Below are 15,554 nucleotides of genomic sequence, written 5' to 3'. Positions count from 1 at the left end.
GAAGAGCGGACCCGATTACATCGATCCGGGCTTTCACGAAGCGGCAACAGGTCATCCTGCTCTCAACCTCGATAGCTGGGCCATGCACCCGTCACTCCTTTCTCATCTCGCAACGGAACAGGCTTCGGATGCTGACCTGCTGATCATCGAAAGCGCTATGGGTCTTTTCGACGGGATACGCGGCGAGCCGAACCGTTCTGGTGCGGCGTCAGATCTCGCTGCACTGTTCGGAACTCCGGTACTACTGGTTCTCGATGTTTCGGGGCAATCACAAACGGCAGCCGCCATCGCTTACGGTTTTGCACACTACGATCCAGCGATCAGGATAGCCGGGTGCGTGCTTAATCGGATCGGCAGCGAGCGCCACAGGACACTTTGTACTGACGCCATCACCCGCATTGGCCTCCCGACTCTTGGATCGGTCTTCCGTGACCCGAGCCTTATACTGCCAGAGCGCCATCTAGGCCTAATTCAGGCAACCGAGCATCCGGAGATGAACACACACATCGATCGGTTGGCGGACGCCATGGAGGCGTCCATAGACTTGGAGGCGGTGTTTTTGGCAGCCGCACCGTTCGACCCGCCAAAAGGCTCCTCCGATCACGCCATCCCCCCACCGGGTCAGCGGATTGCCGTTGCCCAGGATGCGGCCTTTACCTTCGTTTACCCACACGTCGCGCGCCATTGGCGTTCCGCTGGTGCTGAAATTGTTCCCTTCTCGCCACTTGCGGATGAAGCGCCACCTAAGGACTGCGACGTTTGCTGGCTTCCTGGCGGATACCCTGAACTGCATGCTGGTCGTCTTGCCGTTGCAGAGACGTTCAGGAACGGCCTTATATCTTTTGCCGACACTCGGCCGGTTCATGGCGAGTGCGGTGGATACATGGTACTTGGAGCTTCATTAGAGGACGCAAACGGCGAAATGCATAGGATGACCGGCCTCCTTTCGCATCAGACCAGTTTTGCGAGCCGAAAAATGAACCTTGGCTACCGACAAGCGACTTTGCTTTCAGACACCGCTATCGGTTGTAAGGGGCACGTCATCCGTGGCCACGAATTCCACTATTCCCGCGTTATATATCCTGGAGACGATGAGCCGCTTGCGCTGATCGTTGATGGCTTAGGGAATTCGATCGGCGTCTCGGGCGGCCGGCGCGGCAATGTCAGCGGCAGTTTTTTCCATGGGATCGCTCGAGGTTAGCGGTGCCTGTTTCGGACGATGGGCAGCCTTGAGGAAGCGATGCTGTTCGAGAACTATGTTTCCATGCCATTTCCAGCTCCCATTGTTGCTCGGCACCTGGTTTTGCGGGTCGGCTGTAGAGATCTTAGAGAAGTTTCACGTTCAATCAGACGCGTTCATGCTCGTGCCTTCAGGGGCTCCGGTCCACTGGGCAGCCGGATCGGAGGGCGAAATAAACTGAGGCGTCACGGGAGCGGCCTCGTTCTGACCGCATTGCAAGCTGCCGCGCCGAGCGTCGCCTATGGCGGCAAAGTGGAGATCTTGGATCGCGACGGGCCGCTCTACTTTCTTGACGATTGCTAGCACCAGAGAATGATCATATATCGCGCCGCCGGCGTCAGGCCGCACCTGGAGAATCCATGACCGCAGTGCATGCCTCATCCGAATCGCCGTCCGAGACGCGCAAGTTCCTCGTTCTTCTCGTCGGCTCCATCGGCGTCGTCTACGGCGATATCGGCACCAGCCCGCTCTATGCCTTCCGTGAGGCGCTGCGGCCGTTCTCCGACGATGGCGTGCAGCAGCAGGAAGTGATCGGCCTTATCTCTCTGATGGTCTGGACGCTAACCATCATCGTCACCTTCAAGTACGTCCTGTTCCTTCTGCGGGCGGACAACGATGGTGAAGGCGGCACGCTTTCCCTTCTGGCACTTCTGATGAAACAGACTGGCAGCTACATGCCTATCCTGTTTTTTGCAGGCCTAATCGGATCGGCACTATTCATCGGCGACGCTATGATCACCCCGGCCCTTTCGGTAATGTCGGCGCTGGAAGGAATGAAGCTGGTGACACCAGCCTTCACCAACTATGTGCTGCCTCTCTCGGCTGCCGTCATGGTCGGCCTCTTCGCTATCCAGAGGAAGGGAACAGGCGCTGTTGCGAAGTTCTTCGGCCCGATCACCGTAGTCTGGTTCCTCGCCATGGCCTGGGGAGGCCTGATCCATATCGGCGACGATTGGACTATCCTCCAGGCGCTGAACCCGATCAACGCCTTGTGGTTTATCACCCATGCAGGGTGGGCTGGCCTGATTGTTCTCGGGGCAGTCTTTCTGACCGTCACTGGAGCCGAAGCTCTTTACGCCGACCTCGGCCACTTCGGCCGCAAGCCGATCAGCGTGGCCTGGTTTATGTTGGTTTTCCCAGCGCTTGCGCTGAACTACCTCGGCCAAGGCGCCCTGGTACTTGGTCACCCTGAGACGATCCACAGTCCCTTCTACCTTCTCTATCCCGACTGGGCGCTGCTGCCGATGGTCATCCTCGCCACAATGGCGACCATCATCGCCAGCCAGGCCGTCATCACCGGAGCCTTCTCACTCGCACGTCAGGCGGTTCATCTGGGCTTCCTGCCCCGCCTCCTCATCACCTTCACGTCCGAGACAAACACCGGACAGATATACGTGCCAGCGGTGAATATCCTGCTCTTCGTCGGCGTGATCGTGCTGATCTTCTCGTTTGGCAACTCGGAGTCTCTGGCGACCGCGTACGGCATCTCCGTCACTGGCGCGATGGTGGTGACGACGCTGATGTCCTTCCAGTACCTGCGCTCGGTCTGGGGCTGGAACACGCTTGCCGCTGCTGCCGTCCTGCTGCCGCTGCTCGTGCTGGAGTCGGTCTTCCTCGCAGCGAACCTCTTCAAGATCCACGACGGCGGCTGGGTACCCGTACTGCTGGCGCTGGCCATCATGGTGATCATGTGGACCTGGACGCGTGGCTCGCGAATACTGCGTGAGAAAACCGCGCGCAACGAGCTTCCGCTGGAGTCCTTCATCCGCTCCTTTGAGAAGTCGGCACATCCTCCCGCCACCGTCCCGGGGATGGCCGTCTTCCTGACCAGTCATGGCGACACGACGCCCGCGGTTCTCCTTCATAACATCAAGCACAACCACGTCCTTCACCAGAAGAACGTGATCCTTACTGTCAGGACCTCCGACAAGCCCTATGTCTCTGACGACCACCGCGCCACCATCACACCGATCAGCGACAGGTTCTCCAAGCTGGAGTTGTGCTTCGGCTTCATGGAGCAGCCGAACGTCTCCAAAGCGCTGGCGATCTGTAAGAAGCGCACGGAGTTGAAGTTTGAGATCATGAACACGTCGTTCTATATTGGGCGGCGTACGTTGATCGCCGACCCGAACTCGGATTTGCCGCGGTGGCAGGACCGGCTCTACATCGCACTCTCGGGCCTCGGCATTGATCCGTCCGATCACTTTCGGCTTCCCGCGAACCGTGTGGTTGAGATCGGCGAGCAAGTGGCGGTCTGAGCTGGCTCCTGAGCATATAGCCTGTGCAGTTGATGGGAATTCAAACCAACGACCCCGCCTTGTTAGTCCAGTGTCGGCCCAAACCGGTCATGCCAACGGCAATCCGCGTTCTACGACCGCCTTGAGATATCCGACACCAAACGGAACAGCGGCATCATTGAAGTCGTAGCGAGAGTCATGGACGGAAGGGCCGTCGCCGTTTCCAATCAGCATGATGTTCCCTGGACGAGTTTCAAGCATGAACGCGAAGTCTTCGGACCCCATCAACGGCTCCATCGCTTCGTTGACGTTGTCATGCCCCACGAGCGATCTTGCGGTGGCAACCGCAAACGCTGTCTCACGTGGGTGGTTTACGGTCGGCGGAAACATCCTGTCAATCGGCGCGGTATATTGGCTCTGACTCAGTTTTGATGCAGTTGTGACGATGCTGATTGCTGGTTTCCATAAAGGAATCAGCATGATGAGCACCAAGTTTCGCCCCTCTGATTTGGTACCGGCTGGCTTCATCGCTGACCGCATCACCCACATTGACGATGAGACCTGCATTTCGCTTTCCCGAGCCGCTGCTGCGGCGGCGTGTCCGGCATGCGGACGAATGTCGCGAACGGTTCGAAGTCGCTATCGCCGCCAAGTCGCGGACCTTCCCCTCTCTGGGAAACGCGTCAGGCTGCTCGTGCAGACACGAAGGTTCGCTTGTGATGTCGTGCTCTGCGGGAGACAGATATTCGCTGAGCGGTTTGGCGATGTGCTGCCGCCCTATGCCAGACGAACCGGGCGTCTGGAGCATGTCGTCCACCATTTGGCGCTTGCGCTCGGAGGACGCCCGGCGGCGCGTTTTGCCCAGCGGCTGATGCTTCCCGTCAGCAACGACACCTTGCTCCGCGTCATCCGCAGGCAAGGACTACCGCCGTCGACCCCGCCCTCGGTGATTGGCATCGACGACTGGGCCTGGCGGCGCAATCATCGCTACGGCACGATCGTGTGTGACCTGGAGCGTCGGCGGCCGGTCCGTCTGCTGCCGGACCGCGAGCCGGCGACGGCGGAAGCTTGGCTGCGGCAGAATGCCCAAATCCAAATCATTGCCCGCGATCGTGGCGGCGCTTACGGGCTGGCGGCCGCAAGAGCATTGCCCGATGCAGTGCAGGTCGCTGATCGATGGCATTTGATAGAGAATGCCAGCCGTGCCTTCCTGGACGCTGTCCGCAAGTCTATGCGACAAATCCGCAAGACGCTCGGAGCAACGCGGGTCAATTCCAAGCTGCTGACCGCGGCCGAACGCCTTCAATACGAAGGCTATCTCCGGCGCGAGCAGACCAACGCGGCCATCATTGCGCTGGCAAAGGACGGTGTCACGATCAAGGAAATCGTGCGTCGTACCGGACATAGCCGCGGCTTGGTCCGCCAGGTGCTCAGAGGGCAACGAAACGATGTCTTTCGGTCACGGGAAAGCTCGTTGGAGCCATATCTGGAATGGCTCGACGCGCAATGGGCTGCCGGCAAACGGAACGGCACTGAGCTGTGGCGGCTTTCGAGAAGTCAGGGCTTTCGTGGTTCGCGCCGGGTCGTGAGTGAATGGGCCACACGGCGGAGGCGGGCCGACAAAGCCGATGCGGAATCGTTGACCCGCATTCCTTCCGCCCGAACAATTGCCCGCCTTTTGACAACCGGCAGAGACAACCTGACTAAATCCGAGACCGTCACGATCGCCGCGATCGAAAGCGGTGTTCCCTTGCTCGTTACTGCTCGCGATATCATCGCCGACTTCCATTTGATGATCCGGCGCAAGGCGGGAAACCAGCTCCCGTCGTGGATCGACCGTGCCCGCGACAGTTTGGTTTCCTCCTTTGGCAACGGCGTAGTGAAAGACATTCAGGCAGTTCGGGCGGCTATCGTTTCTCCGTGGTCAAACGGACAAACAGAAGGGCAGATCACGAAGCTCAAGCTGGTAAAGCGCCAGATGTACGGACGCGGAAAGCTTGATCTCCTTCAAGCCCGCCTGATTGGCGCAACATGAGAGAATTGCACCAAACCTGCGTCAGAGCCAATATTGGACGCCGATAAGGGGTCAACATTCCGCGCCGATTGACAGCGCAGCCACGGTTCGAAGTCCATCAGCGTTCATCCAGTATGGCAAGTGCAACGACGCACAGGGACAGGAACGGCAGAACTTTCACGAGAGGTCCTAACGGATCGAGCCAGAGGTCAGGCTTCAGGAGCGTTCCTCCAAGCAGGTATGAGAACGCCACGACCAGCATGGCAATAAGCGCCTTTCTGGTGAAGGGTCGGATCAAAATGAACAACCCCAATGCGATGTCTATCGCGCATGCTGCAAGCGTCAGGGCCAGGGCCAGCGACGGGGTCATGAAAGGCTCGAAGTGCGCTGCGGCCCGCGAGGGGTCTGCTAATGGAACTGTCCCAGACAGAAACCAGAAGGCTGAGATCGAAACGATGACGACCGGCTTCAATAAGTACAGCCGGGCGAACCATAGGTCCTGAACACCGGAGGGATTGGCGCCGAGAGCCTGTTGAGCTGTACGAAGCGCAAGACCTGCGGGAAGATCGGGAAGCTCAAACTGCGTCGTTACTCCATGCTCCATGACCGCCAGAGCCGTTGAGCGAAGTGGTGAGCGCCAACCAAGGCGTCCCGCTAAATCGGCAAAGGGGGAAATCATGCTGCCAAACCAAGAGGGAACTTGAACCACCCTTGCCGAAGGTAGCCCCAGCCACTGCCGATGCAGTTGCACAAGTTGCCCCAGTGTCAGCCGCTCCGGCGCGGCCAATTCGATATCGGTCCCGCCCGGAAGAGCGCCTTCCACCGCCATGGCAACTATATCAGCCACATCGTCCACAGCGACGGTTTGAACCGAGCTGTCAGCATGTAGAAGCGGAACGGCGAAAGGGGTGCTGGCAAGAGCCCGGATTAGAGCGCTGCCGGCGTGCGCATCGCGGCCAAGGACCAAGGCAGGTCTTAAGATGATATACTCGACACCGCTTGTAGCCAAGGCATCATCAGCGCGGCGTTTGGTCGCCATGAAGGGCAAGTGGCCGGATCGACGATTGTCCGAGGCAGAAATCTGCACGATGCGTTTGTTGCCAGCCGAACTGGCTCGTTCGTACAGGGCTCGCATGGACTGCTCCTGCGTTGCCGCAAGATCGTCTGAAAGCCCATCCTGGAGAACACCAGCACAATTGACGATGACGTCATGGTCTTCCACCAGGCTTCGCCAATCATCGCTATGCAACATCTTGGAAAGATCGCTCTTGATCCATCCTGCGCCAGGCCATTTGCACGCTGCGCGATTAGGATGCCTCGCAAGACCAGTAACGGCATGCCCACTGGACATCAGGCGCAACAGGATTGACGAACCGATGAAGCCGTTCGCGCCTAGAAGAAGTACCCTCATACTCATTGTGACCCAGCCGCACTACAACGCTGCCAGATGAAATCCCCAAGCAGTCTTCTCCCTCATCCTTACGTGATCAAGTGCGGGGCTCGCAAGCACCAAGGCTCCATGTCCCCTGTTGGCGCTTCCAGGCCATCCTGCCCCGTCTCGTGTCGGCGGATAGCGGTCTTGGGAAGTCACGAACCAATCACGTGGCTGCGTGTGTTGAGCGGCAGGAACTGCCTGTATACTCAGGCTCAGGATTGAGACCTGGTGCAGCTCGCACACGCGGAAATTGTTTCCGATATCGGCCCAAAGCCAACTTCCTGCACGCGAAGATCGTCATGCGGTTGACTTCATCCTTGCGCGGTTCCCCAAACTCTACCCCGAGCAGGTGTCACACTGACGTTACATCCGTAACCTATGAAGGCCTCATTGACGGACGCTAAGCCGTTCGCTGCCTGTTGAGCAGGTACGCACGCGGCGGTTGAGTTTCGGACTAAGAACCAAAGCACTCCAGAAGCTTTGGCGTTTCACCAAGGATGGACAGTGGACAGAATGGTGACAGATCTAGTCATTTTCGATTGTGACGGTGTCTTGATAGACAGCGAGCCGGTTGCAAGCAGGGTGCTGTGGAAAGTGCTGAACGACGCGGGCGTCTTGATTTCGGTCTCTGAAGTTCATCGTCGCTTCACCGGCTCCTCCGAGGACGACGCGCAGCGGATCTGCGTCGCTGAGCTTGGGTTGGCCGAACCCGCTCCAGTGTTCAGAGCTTACCGCAACGCGCTATATCCGCAGTTCGCTTGCTCCCTTACGTCGATGCCAGGTGTGCATGATCTCGTCCGGGGTTTAGCGATTCCCAAGTGCGTAGCGTCGAACAGCAGCATGGAACGCCTTCAGAACAGTTTGGGCCTTCTGGATCTATGGCATGAGTTTGACGAGCACATTTACAGCGCAGAAATGGTTGCTCACCCGAAACCCGCCCCAGACCTCTTCTTGCTTTGCGCAAACGAGTTCGGAACCGCTCCGGGCCGCTGCGTCGTAATCGATGACAGTCCACACGGGATCGTTGGGGCAGTAGCGGCTGGCATGGCGGCGATCGGCTTTGTTGATCCGGCTGACCCTCGGCCAGGTCGTCCGGCAGTTCTTGCTGAGGCTGGCGCGATCGCGGTCGCGACAGGGGCTTTAGAACTGCGGAAAGTTCTGGAAACGTTGCTCCCGGAGACCGCCTTCAGAAGCTCACCGCGGCTAGCGGCGTTGGCCTGAACATCCAGGGCCGCGACCTCTGCGGCCTTCCTGACACATGAGCCCATCGATCCCTGCGTCCAAGAGGCGCGGGAGGAACTCGGCTTGCCCATTTTTGATCCCATAGGAGGTTATCGATGCTTTCCATCAATCGACGCAGCGCTCTCGGTCTGATCGGCGCGGCCACCAGCACTATTGTCCTGCCGCGGATGTCTTTCGCTCAAAACAAGCGCCCATCGGTCAAGATCGCAGTACAGAAAATCACCAACAACAACACGCTCTGCGTATGGAATGAGCAATCTAACGTGGGTGAGCGGGTGTTCTTTCCGAACCTTTGGGAGGGTCTCATTCTTCGTGACTGGATGGGCAATCAGGGCCCTGTCGCCGGTCTTGCGACTGAATGGAGACGTATCGACGACAAGACGCTTGAGCTTAAATTGCGCAAAGGCGTCAAGTTTCACAACGGTGATGAGTTGACGGCAGAGGACGTTGCGTTCTCGTTCTCGAAGGAACGATTGTTTGGAGAGACTGAGCCGAAGGGCGGGAAGACGATTTTTGCTGACGAGCACAAGCCCGCGACAGCCAAGGAGCTACCGGCTTCCGTTCCCGGGATCGGTCGCCGTGTGTGGCCGGCGCTAGCGGGCGTCGAAGTCATTGATAAGCACACTGTGCGCTTCCACAATGCAACACCCGACGTGACGCTTGAAGGCCGCCTCTATGCCTTCGGGTCACAAATCACAAACCGCCGTGCCTGGGATGAAGCAGCCTCATTCACGGAATGGGCACGCAAGCCCATTACTACCGGCCCATACATGGTCGAAGACTTCAAGCCGGATGTTTCCCTGACCCTCGCTGCCTTTGACGAATACTGGGGCGGTCGTCCGCCGCTCGAAAGGATCCAGTTCGTTGAGGTTCCGGAAGTCGCGTCGCGCGTCAACGGGTTGCTGTCCGGCGAATACGACTTCGCGTGCGACTTGCCGCCAGATCAGATTGCAACGGTTCAGTCCGCATCCGGCTTCGAGATCCAGGGCTCGACGATCCTCAATCACCGCATCTCCGTGTTTAACACGCAGAATCCGGTGCTCGCCGATCCGCGGGTGCGTCGGGCAATGACACACGCGATTGATCGCAAAGCGATCGTGGAAGCCTTGTGGGGTGGTCAGACCGTTATCCCAGCAGGTCTTCAATTCGAGATCTTCAAGACAACCGATATGTTCATCGATGGCTGGCAGGTGCCGGAATACAACCCGGAACTTGCCCAGGATCTGCTGAAGCAGGCCAATTACAAGGGTGACGCCATCCCATACCGCCTGCTCAACAACTACTACACGAACCAGACAGCTAACGCGCAGATCATGGTCGAGATGTGGAAGCAGGTTGGACTGAACGTCGAGATCCAGATGAAGGAAAACTGGGCGCAGATCCACGATCCTGAAGGCATCAAGGGCGTCCGCGACTGGTCGGCATCGGCGAATATCAATGATCCGGTCACGCCAATGGTCACGCAGTTTGGTCCAAATGGCGAGATGCAGCAGAAGAAGGACTGGACAAACACCGAAATGAACGAGCTGTCCGTGGTGCTGGAAACGTCGACGGACCGGGCGTTGCGCAAGAAGGCGTACGCACGCATGCTGGAGATCTGCGAGCGCGAGGACCCGGCCTATCAGGTGCTGCACCAGAACGCCGTCTTCACGGGCATGAAGTCTTCGTTGAAGTGGAAGGCAGCACCTGCCTTCGCCATGGACTTCCGTTCCAACAACTGGGCCATGTAACGGGCTGCTTCTCGTCGGCGAGCTAAAGGCTCGCCGACGGACCTTCCGACGCACGCATTTATCACATGACTTCGCGTGCGATCAGGCAATGAAGAAGGAAACGCCATGTCTCATCTGGTGGAAATCCGGGACCTGAAGGTTGCGTTCGACGGCGTTCAGGTGCTGCACGGAATTGATCTGAATGTCGGCCGGGGAGAGGCGATCGGTCTCGTCGGAGAATCCGGTTGCGGTAAGTCCGTCACCTGGCTTGCCGCACTCGGTCTCCTGCCCGGGAAAGCGGCTGTGTCAGGTTCGGTTCGCATCGAGGGGCGAGAGCTCCGCGGGGTGCACCGATCCGCGCTGGAGAGCGTTCGCGGCGGACGCATCGCCATGATATTCCAGGACCCGTCAAGCGCGCTTAATCCGGTTCTTCGGGTCGGCCGTCAAATCACTGAAGCGGTGAGCCTTCACCGTGGCCTACGTGGAGAGACTGCAAGAGCTGAGGCGCTGCGGCTCATGGATATGGTCGGAATTCCTGACGCGCGCCGACGCTTCGATCTATACCCGCATGAGTTTTCCGGTGGACAATGCCAGCGACTGATGATCGCCATCGCGCTTGCGGGCGAACCCGACCTACTGATTGCCGATGAGCCCACCACTGCGCTTGACGCCACCATCCAGGCCCAGATTCTCGACCTTCTTATCCAACTCCGTACCGAGACCCGCATGGCAACCGTCTTCATCAGCCATGATCTCGGCGCGGTGAGCCAGGTCTGTGAGCGCGTCTGCGTCATGTATGCTGGTCGTATCGTGGAGCAGGCCTCGATCGAGCAGCTTTTCGCCAACCCGCGACACCCGTATACCCGAGGTCTCTTCGACGCGATCCCGCGCCTCGATGGGCCGCGCGATCGGCTGATCCCTATCCCGGGAACTGTACCGAACCCGAGATACCTTGCAGCCGGCTGCGCCTTTGCGCCACGCTGCCCCAATGCCGCAGCATACTGCGACCTCCAAAGGCCGGCTCTTGATATGCTGGCGGACGGACGGCACCTGGCATGCTTCAATCCTGTACCGCCCGCTAATTCTCTGCCTGTTCGGCGGAAGATACTGGAGGGCGTGTAGAATGGTCGCCCCGCTCATTGAGGCCGCAGCGCTTTCTCGCGTCTATGAGATGCGGCGCGGGCTCTTCGGCAAGGTCTCCTCGGTGCGCGCCGTTGACGATGTTTCGTTGAAGGTATCGCCAGGCGAGACGCTGGGTGTTGTCGGCGAGTCCGGTTCGGGGAAGTCCACGCTCGGCCGGCTGCTGCTCGGCATCGATCCGGCGCAGCACGGCAGAGTAACCTTCGAAGGAAAGCCTATGCCGACCTTCGGAACAGCCGAATGGCGTGCATCTCGTGCAAAAATGCAGTTCATTTACCAGGACCCGTTAGCAGCGCTCGACCGGAGGCTGACGATCGCGACTCAGATCCGGGAGCCGATGGATATCCATGAGTTGTTCGAGGGCAGTGCGCGCACGGATCGCGTCGCGGCCCTGATGGCAGCGGTCGGACTACGGCATGACCAGGCTAACCGTTACCCGCACGAATTGTCCGGCGGGCAACGTCAAAGAGCAGTGATTGCCCGGGCTTTGGCTACTCGCCCGAAGCTCATTGTTTGCGACGAGCCAGTTTCGGCGCTTGACGTTTCGATCCAGGCACAGGTGGTGAATATGCTGCGCGACCTGCAGGACGAATTGGGACTCGCCATGGTCTTCATAAGCCATGACCTCAAGGTGGTGCGTAACGTCGCCGATCGGGTCGCCGTCATGTATCTGGGGCGGATCGTGGAGGAGGCTCCTTCCGACATGATCTTCGCATCGCCACGTCACCCCTATACTCGGGCGCTGGTGTCGAGCGTCCCGGTTCCAGGGCAGCCGCTGAAAGGTCGAATGATCCTGCAGGGCGAGCCACCAAACCCTGCCGACCGGCCCTCCGGCTGTGCCTTCCATCCTCGTTGTCCGTTTGCGATCGAGCTTTGCCGGGCCAGCGTCCCGGAACTGCGGCCGGTCGAGGATCTCCGCGCCGCAGCCTGTCACCTCGTAGACAGCGCGAACGCGCCTATTGCCGCTTGAGGAGCGTGGAATGATCCGCTTCGTTTCTATCCGCCTGCTGCGGGCACTCGTTACCATTCTTGCGGTTGTCACCTTTGCTTTCGTAGTGCTGAGGATGTCCGGTGATCCGGCCCAGGTCATGCTCGGCCCCGACGTACCGCAGGACGCGGTTGATGCCTTCCGAGAAGCCTGGGGACTCGATCAGCCATTGTGGATCCAGTATCTCGCCTATATCCACTCCATCTTCACCGGCGACCTTGGCGTTTCAATGCGCGACAAGGAGTCTGCGCTCCAACTGGTGCTGGAGCGAATCCCTGCGACGCTGCAACTGACGATACCGGCGCTGCTCTTGAAGCTTATTATTGGTATCCCGGCAGGAGTTTACGCAGCACTCCACCGGCAGAGTGGTATTGATCGGGGCGTGATCATGCTCTCGATCCTCGGGTTCACCATTCCGTCCTTCGTCATGGGCCTGCTTCTGGTCCTCATCTTTTCCGTGACCCTTGGTCTACTTCCTTCTGGCGGCCAAGGCACATGGATGCACAGTCTGCTTCCGACGATCACCATGAGCATCGGCGGAATAGGCCTTCTTGCCCGCTTTTCGCGCAGCGCGATGATCGAAGTGATGGGCCAGCCGTATATTCGCACCGCCTCCGCCAAAGGACTGAGATGGTCCGACGTCGTCTGGCAACACGCCCTCCCGAATGCCGCGGTTCCGATCGTCACTATCGTTGGCTTCATGGTTGGTACGTTGCTTGCTGGCGCGGTCGTGGTGGAGTCGATCTTCTCCTGGCCCGGCATCGGTCGCCTGCTTGTGGTGTCTGTCGCGAACCGCGACCTCGCTGTCGTTCAGTGCATTCTTCTGTTGATCGCCGCTACCATGGTGGTCTCCAATCTCATCGTTGACCTGCTTTACGGCTGGCTCGATCCGCGTCTTCGCGGAAAGGCCGCGCATTAGGAAGGCAAATCGTGACTCCTGTAGAAATCACCCACCCATATGGTGGGAAAGCCCGCCGGCCGAGCTGGACCACGATCCTTCGCCACACTATCCCGCTGTCGATTTGTCTCGGTATGCTGTGGCTTTTGACAATGGTGCTGGTCGCCGTCTTCGCCGATCTGCTCCGGCCCTATGGTATAACGGCGATGGACCTGTCGAACCGCCTCGTTGCGCCGGGTAGTACAAGGCACTGGCTCGGGACGGATGAACTCGGCCGCGACGTGCTGGCTCGCCTGATCCAGTCAATCCGGGTCTCACTCGTCATCGCCTTCAGCGCGACGATACTCTCCGCTTTCTTCGGTACGGCACTGGGTTTTGCCGCAGCGAAGTTCCGCGGCATCGTGGAGCACATTGTGCTTGTTCTGGCAGATTTCCAGGCAGCGCTGCCCTTCCTCATTATGTCGCTCGCGGTTCTTGCCTTCTTCGGGTCGTCGATGCTGCTGATTGTCTGCCTGATGGGTTTTTACGGGTGGGAGCGCTACGCCCGTATAGCTCGCGGGTTGGCCATTTCAGCAAGCGCGCAAGGTTATGCTTCGGCCGTGGTGCAGCTCGGGGCTAGTCCGCTTCGCGTCTATTTTCGCCACATACTCCCGAACGTCGCTTCGACACTGATCGTTTCTATGACGCTCACCTTTCCGGAGATCATCCTGATGGAAAGCGGACTTTCATTTCTTGGTCTCGGTGTCCAGCCGCCGGAGACAAGCCTCGGTAACATGGTGGGCTTTGGCCGCGAATACCTGACGCGCGCGCCCTGGATCATGCTCGCGCCCGCTACCGTCATCATGCTTACAACGCTGTCGATTTCGCTTGTGGGCGATTGGCTGCGGGACAAACTCGATCCGACCGTTCGCTAACCTCCAATCGATATCCGGGGCAAAAGACATGACCTTGATCACCGGCCACCGCGGCGCGCGCAATCTCTGGCCCGAAAATTCCCTCGAAGGCTTCAGCAACGTGCTCGCCCTCAGAGTCGATGCGGTCGAGTTCGACGTCCATATGACAGACGCCGGCGAGCTTATCATCATCCATGATGCGACTTTGGAGCGTACGACGGAAGGCCGGGGGCCTGTCCGCGCGATCTCGCCCGAAGCACGTCGTACCACAAGGTTGAAGCACAGCGACGAGACGTTACCCACCCTTGCAGATGTCCTCGACGTTCTAGTGCCAGCGGACCTGCCTCTGCATGTCGAACTCAAGAATGACGAAGCCGGAGACCCCTACGATGGGATTGTGGCAAAGGTCACGACCCAACTTTTCGACCGCGGCCTTGCGCAACGCAGCTATCTTACGTCGTTCGACGTCTCTGTCCTGAAGGAGTGCCGCCGCGTAGCCCCGGGGATCAAGCGCCTCGTCTCCGTCAACACCGCATCGGCCGAACGGCACGGCGGGCTCAGCCGCTTCATCGAAACTGTCGATGAACTGGTCGAGATTGTTGCGGTCCACCACGACCTGCTGGAAGCCGAATGGGCGCTGATCACCGACCTACTGCCACTCGAGCGGCTTTGTGTGTGGACGCTCAACGACGAGGCAATGATTGCGAAATGGCTAGAGCGCGGCATTGGCCACCTCACCTCTGACAATCCAGACAAGGCGATACGGCTTCGACAGACTTTTGCATCCGCAGCGTAAGCGGCGTCATCTTTGCCAAACTACTCGGAGAACCAACATGGGCAATATAATTGCAACCGGATTCAATGCCGCTTCCAAAACTGGGGAGGTCGACAGCCTGGAAGCCGATCTTCGTGCACTCGCCGAGATTGGCGTCGACACCGTCGAGCTTGGCGTGACCACACTCGATGTGATAGCCGGCGGCCGCATCATCAGGGACCGCGCAGATCGACTGGTCGCGATGGCCCGTAGCTTTGATCTTCGCTATACGGTGCATGGGCTGGTCTCATCGAACTTCATGGATCCAACCACCTGCCGTTACCAGCTTGATGCGGCCAAGGCCTTGGTCGAACTCTGTGATCGCCTCGAGGCTCGCATCCTCGTGCAGCACAGCGGCACCCTACGTGCTGATCAGATCTTCGACCGGAGCGAAGCCGATAGCCGCGAGCGCGAAGCGCTGTTGGAACTTGCCGACTTCGCGAAGCCCTATGGAGTCAGGATCGCACTAGAGAACATCTTCACCACGGAACCCGGCCAATATCGCCAGACTCCGGCACAGGTCGCCGAGACGGTGAAGGCCGTCAATCATCCCAACGTCGTAGCGCTTATAGATTTCAGCCATGCCTATATCGAATCGGCGTATCGCGGCCTGAACTTTCGCGAACAAATAGCCGCGATGGCACCAGTTGCGGGTCATCTGCATCTGCATGATAGCTTTGGCCGTCCGCAAGGCTTCTACAAGGGCTTCCACCCTCAGGAGAATACGGCCATGGGCATTGGTGACCTGCACATGCCGCTCGGCTGGGGCGACATAGAGTGGGAGAGCATCTTCAGTGACTTAGACTTCCTTCCCGGCACGGTTGCAATGATGGAGATCGGAGCGCGGTATCGTGCTGAGCAACCAGAGAGCCTGGAACGGGCTCGCAGGTTGATGGCAATCAACAGCCGTGATCCCGCGATGGCGGCAGAGTAAAGAGACCGTT

At 59.0% G+C, this 15,554-nt stretch carries 13 protein-coding genes; 11 read left to right on the top strand and 2 right to left on the bottom strand.

Translation table 11 applies throughout. The features are described 5' to 3' along the window. Positions 1-1,201: cobyrinate a,c-diamide synthase (locus tag M0654_RS20310; protein ID WP_248684636.1), on the top strand; the 1,201-nt coding region annotated here is incomplete at its 5' end. Between the two features lie 398 nt (positions 1,202-1,599). Next, entirely contained in the window at positions 1,600-3,498 is a 1,899-nt protein-coding gene (locus M0654_RS20305; protein ID WP_248684635.1) for a potassium transporter Kup, read from the top strand. Between the two features lie 87 nt (positions 3,499-3,585). Here the strand turns inward: M0654_RS20305 and M0654_RS20300 are convergent, their stop codons facing one another. Next, positions 3,586-3,966 carry a M20/M25/M40 family metallo-hydrolase gene (locus M0654_RS20300; RefSeq protein ID WP_248684641.1) on the bottom strand — a complete coding sequence of 127 codons (381 nt, stop codon included), beginning with the start codon at positions 3,964-3,966 and terminating at the stop codon, positions 3,586-3,588. Here M0654_RS20300 and M0654_RS20295 point away from each other — a divergent pair. Continuing rightward, on the top strand, positions 3,959-5,512 hold the full coding sequence (locus tag M0654_RS20295) for an ISL3 family transposase (RefSeq protein WP_248684634.1): 1,554 nt from the start codon (positions 3,959-3,961) through the stop codon (positions 5,510-5,512). The genes M0654_RS20300 and M0654_RS20295 overlap by 8 nt on opposite strands. A 97-nt stretch (positions 5,513-5,609) precedes the next feature. Here the strand turns inward: M0654_RS20295 and M0654_RS20290 are convergent, their stop codons facing one another. Continuing rightward, a complete protein-coding gene (locus M0654_RS20290) occupies positions 5,610-6,902 on the bottom strand; it encodes an SDR family oxidoreductase (protein ID WP_248684633.1) in 1,293 nt (430 codons plus the stop codon). Between the two features lie 537 nt (positions 6,903-7,439). Here M0654_RS20290 and M0654_RS20285 point away from each other — a divergent pair. From M0654_RS20285 to M0654_RS20250, 8 genes are all read left to right on the top strand, one after another. After that, a complete protein-coding gene (locus M0654_RS20285; protein WP_248684640.1) occupies positions 7,440-8,147 on the top strand; it encodes an HAD-IA family hydrolase in 708 nt (235 codons plus the stop codon). A gap of 116 nt (positions 8,148-8,263) precedes the next feature. After that, a complete protein-coding gene (locus M0654_RS20280) occupies positions 8,264-9,898 on the top strand; it encodes an ABC transporter substrate-binding protein (protein ID WP_248684632.1) in 1,635 nt (544 codons plus the stop codon). Between the two features lie 105 nt (positions 9,899-10,003). Beyond that, entirely contained in the window at positions 10,004-10,999 is a 996-nt protein-coding gene (locus M0654_RS20275) for an ABC transporter ATP-binding protein (RefSeq protein ID WP_248684631.1), read from the top strand. Between the two features lies 1 nt (position 11,000). Beyond that, positions 11,001-11,987, top strand: coding sequence for an ABC transporter ATP-binding protein (locus tag M0654_RS20270; RefSeq protein WP_248684630.1), 987 nt, complete (start codon positions 11,001-11,003; stop codon positions 11,985-11,987). 10 nt (positions 11,988-11,997) lie between these two features. Beyond that, on the top strand, positions 11,998-12,924 hold the full coding sequence (locus M0654_RS20265) for an ABC transporter permease (RefSeq protein ID WP_248684629.1): 927 nt from the start codon (positions 11,998-12,000) through the stop codon (positions 12,922-12,924). A gap of 26 nt (positions 12,925-12,950) precedes the next feature. Beyond that, positions 12,951-13,817, top strand: a complete 867-nt coding sequence (locus M0654_RS20260) for an ABC transporter permease (protein ID WP_390920924.1) — start codon at positions 12,951-12,953, stop codon at positions 13,815-13,817. A 28-nt stretch (positions 13,818-13,845) separates the two neighbouring features. Further along, complete coding sequence (locus M0654_RS20255; protein ID WP_248684628.1) at positions 13,846-14,592, top strand: glycerophosphodiester phosphodiesterase family protein; 747 nt, start codon at positions 13,846-13,848, stop codon at positions 14,590-14,592. Positions 14,593-14,629: 37 nt separating this feature from the next. Further along, entirely contained in the window at positions 14,630-15,544 is a 915-nt protein-coding gene (locus M0654_RS20250; protein WP_248684627.1) for a TIM barrel protein, read from the top strand. Positions 15,545-15,554: the final 10 nt, after the last annotated feature.

The sequence above is a fragment of the Neorhizobium turbinariae genome, assembly GCF_023223505.1.
GTDB classification, from domain to species: Bacteria; Pseudomonadota; Alphaproteobacteria; order Rhizobiales; family Rhizobiaceae; genus Neorhizobium; species Neorhizobium turbinariae.
Note: the sequence above shows the minus strand (reverse complement) of the source record. Positions and strands in the feature narration are given on the sequence as shown.

Coding starts and splice junctions, on each gene's coding strand:
- M0654_RS20250 (WP_248684627.1), top strand. CDS start 14,630: ATGGGCAATATAATTGCAACCGGATTCAATGCCGCTTCCAAAACTGGG.
- M0654_RS20280 (WP_248684632.1), top strand. CDS start 8,264: ATGCTTTCCATCAATCGACGCAGCGCTCTCGGTCTGATCGGCGCGGCC.
- M0654_RS20265 (WP_248684629.1), top strand. CDS start 11,998: ATGATCCGCTTCGTTTCTATCCGCCTGCTGCGGGCACTCGTTACCATT.
- M0654_RS20275 (WP_248684631.1), top strand. CDS start 10,004: ATGTCTCATCTGGTGGAAATCCGGGACCTGAAGGTTGCGTTCGACGGC.
- M0654_RS20295 (WP_248684634.1), top strand. CDS start 3,959: ATGAGCACCAAGTTTCGCCCCTCTGATTTGGTACCGGCTGGCTTCATC.
- M0654_RS20285 (WP_248684640.1), top strand. CDS start 7,440: ATGGTGACAGATCTAGTCATTTTCGATTGTGACGGTGTCTTGATAGAC.
- M0654_RS20255 (WP_248684628.1), top strand. CDS start 13,846: ATGACCTTGATCACCGGCCACCGCGGCGCGCGCAATCTCTGGCCCGAA.
- M0654_RS20270 (WP_248684630.1), top strand. CDS start 11,001: ATGGTCGCCCCGCTCATTGAGGCCGCAGCGCTTTCTCGCGTCTATGAG.
- M0654_RS20290 (WP_248684633.1), bottom strand. CDS start 6,902: ATGAGGGTACTTCTTCTAGGCGCGAACGGCTTCATCGGTTCGTCAATC.
- M0654_RS20305 (WP_248684635.1), top strand. CDS start 1,600: ATGACCGCAGTGCATGCCTCATCCGAATCGCCGTCCGAGACGCGCAAG.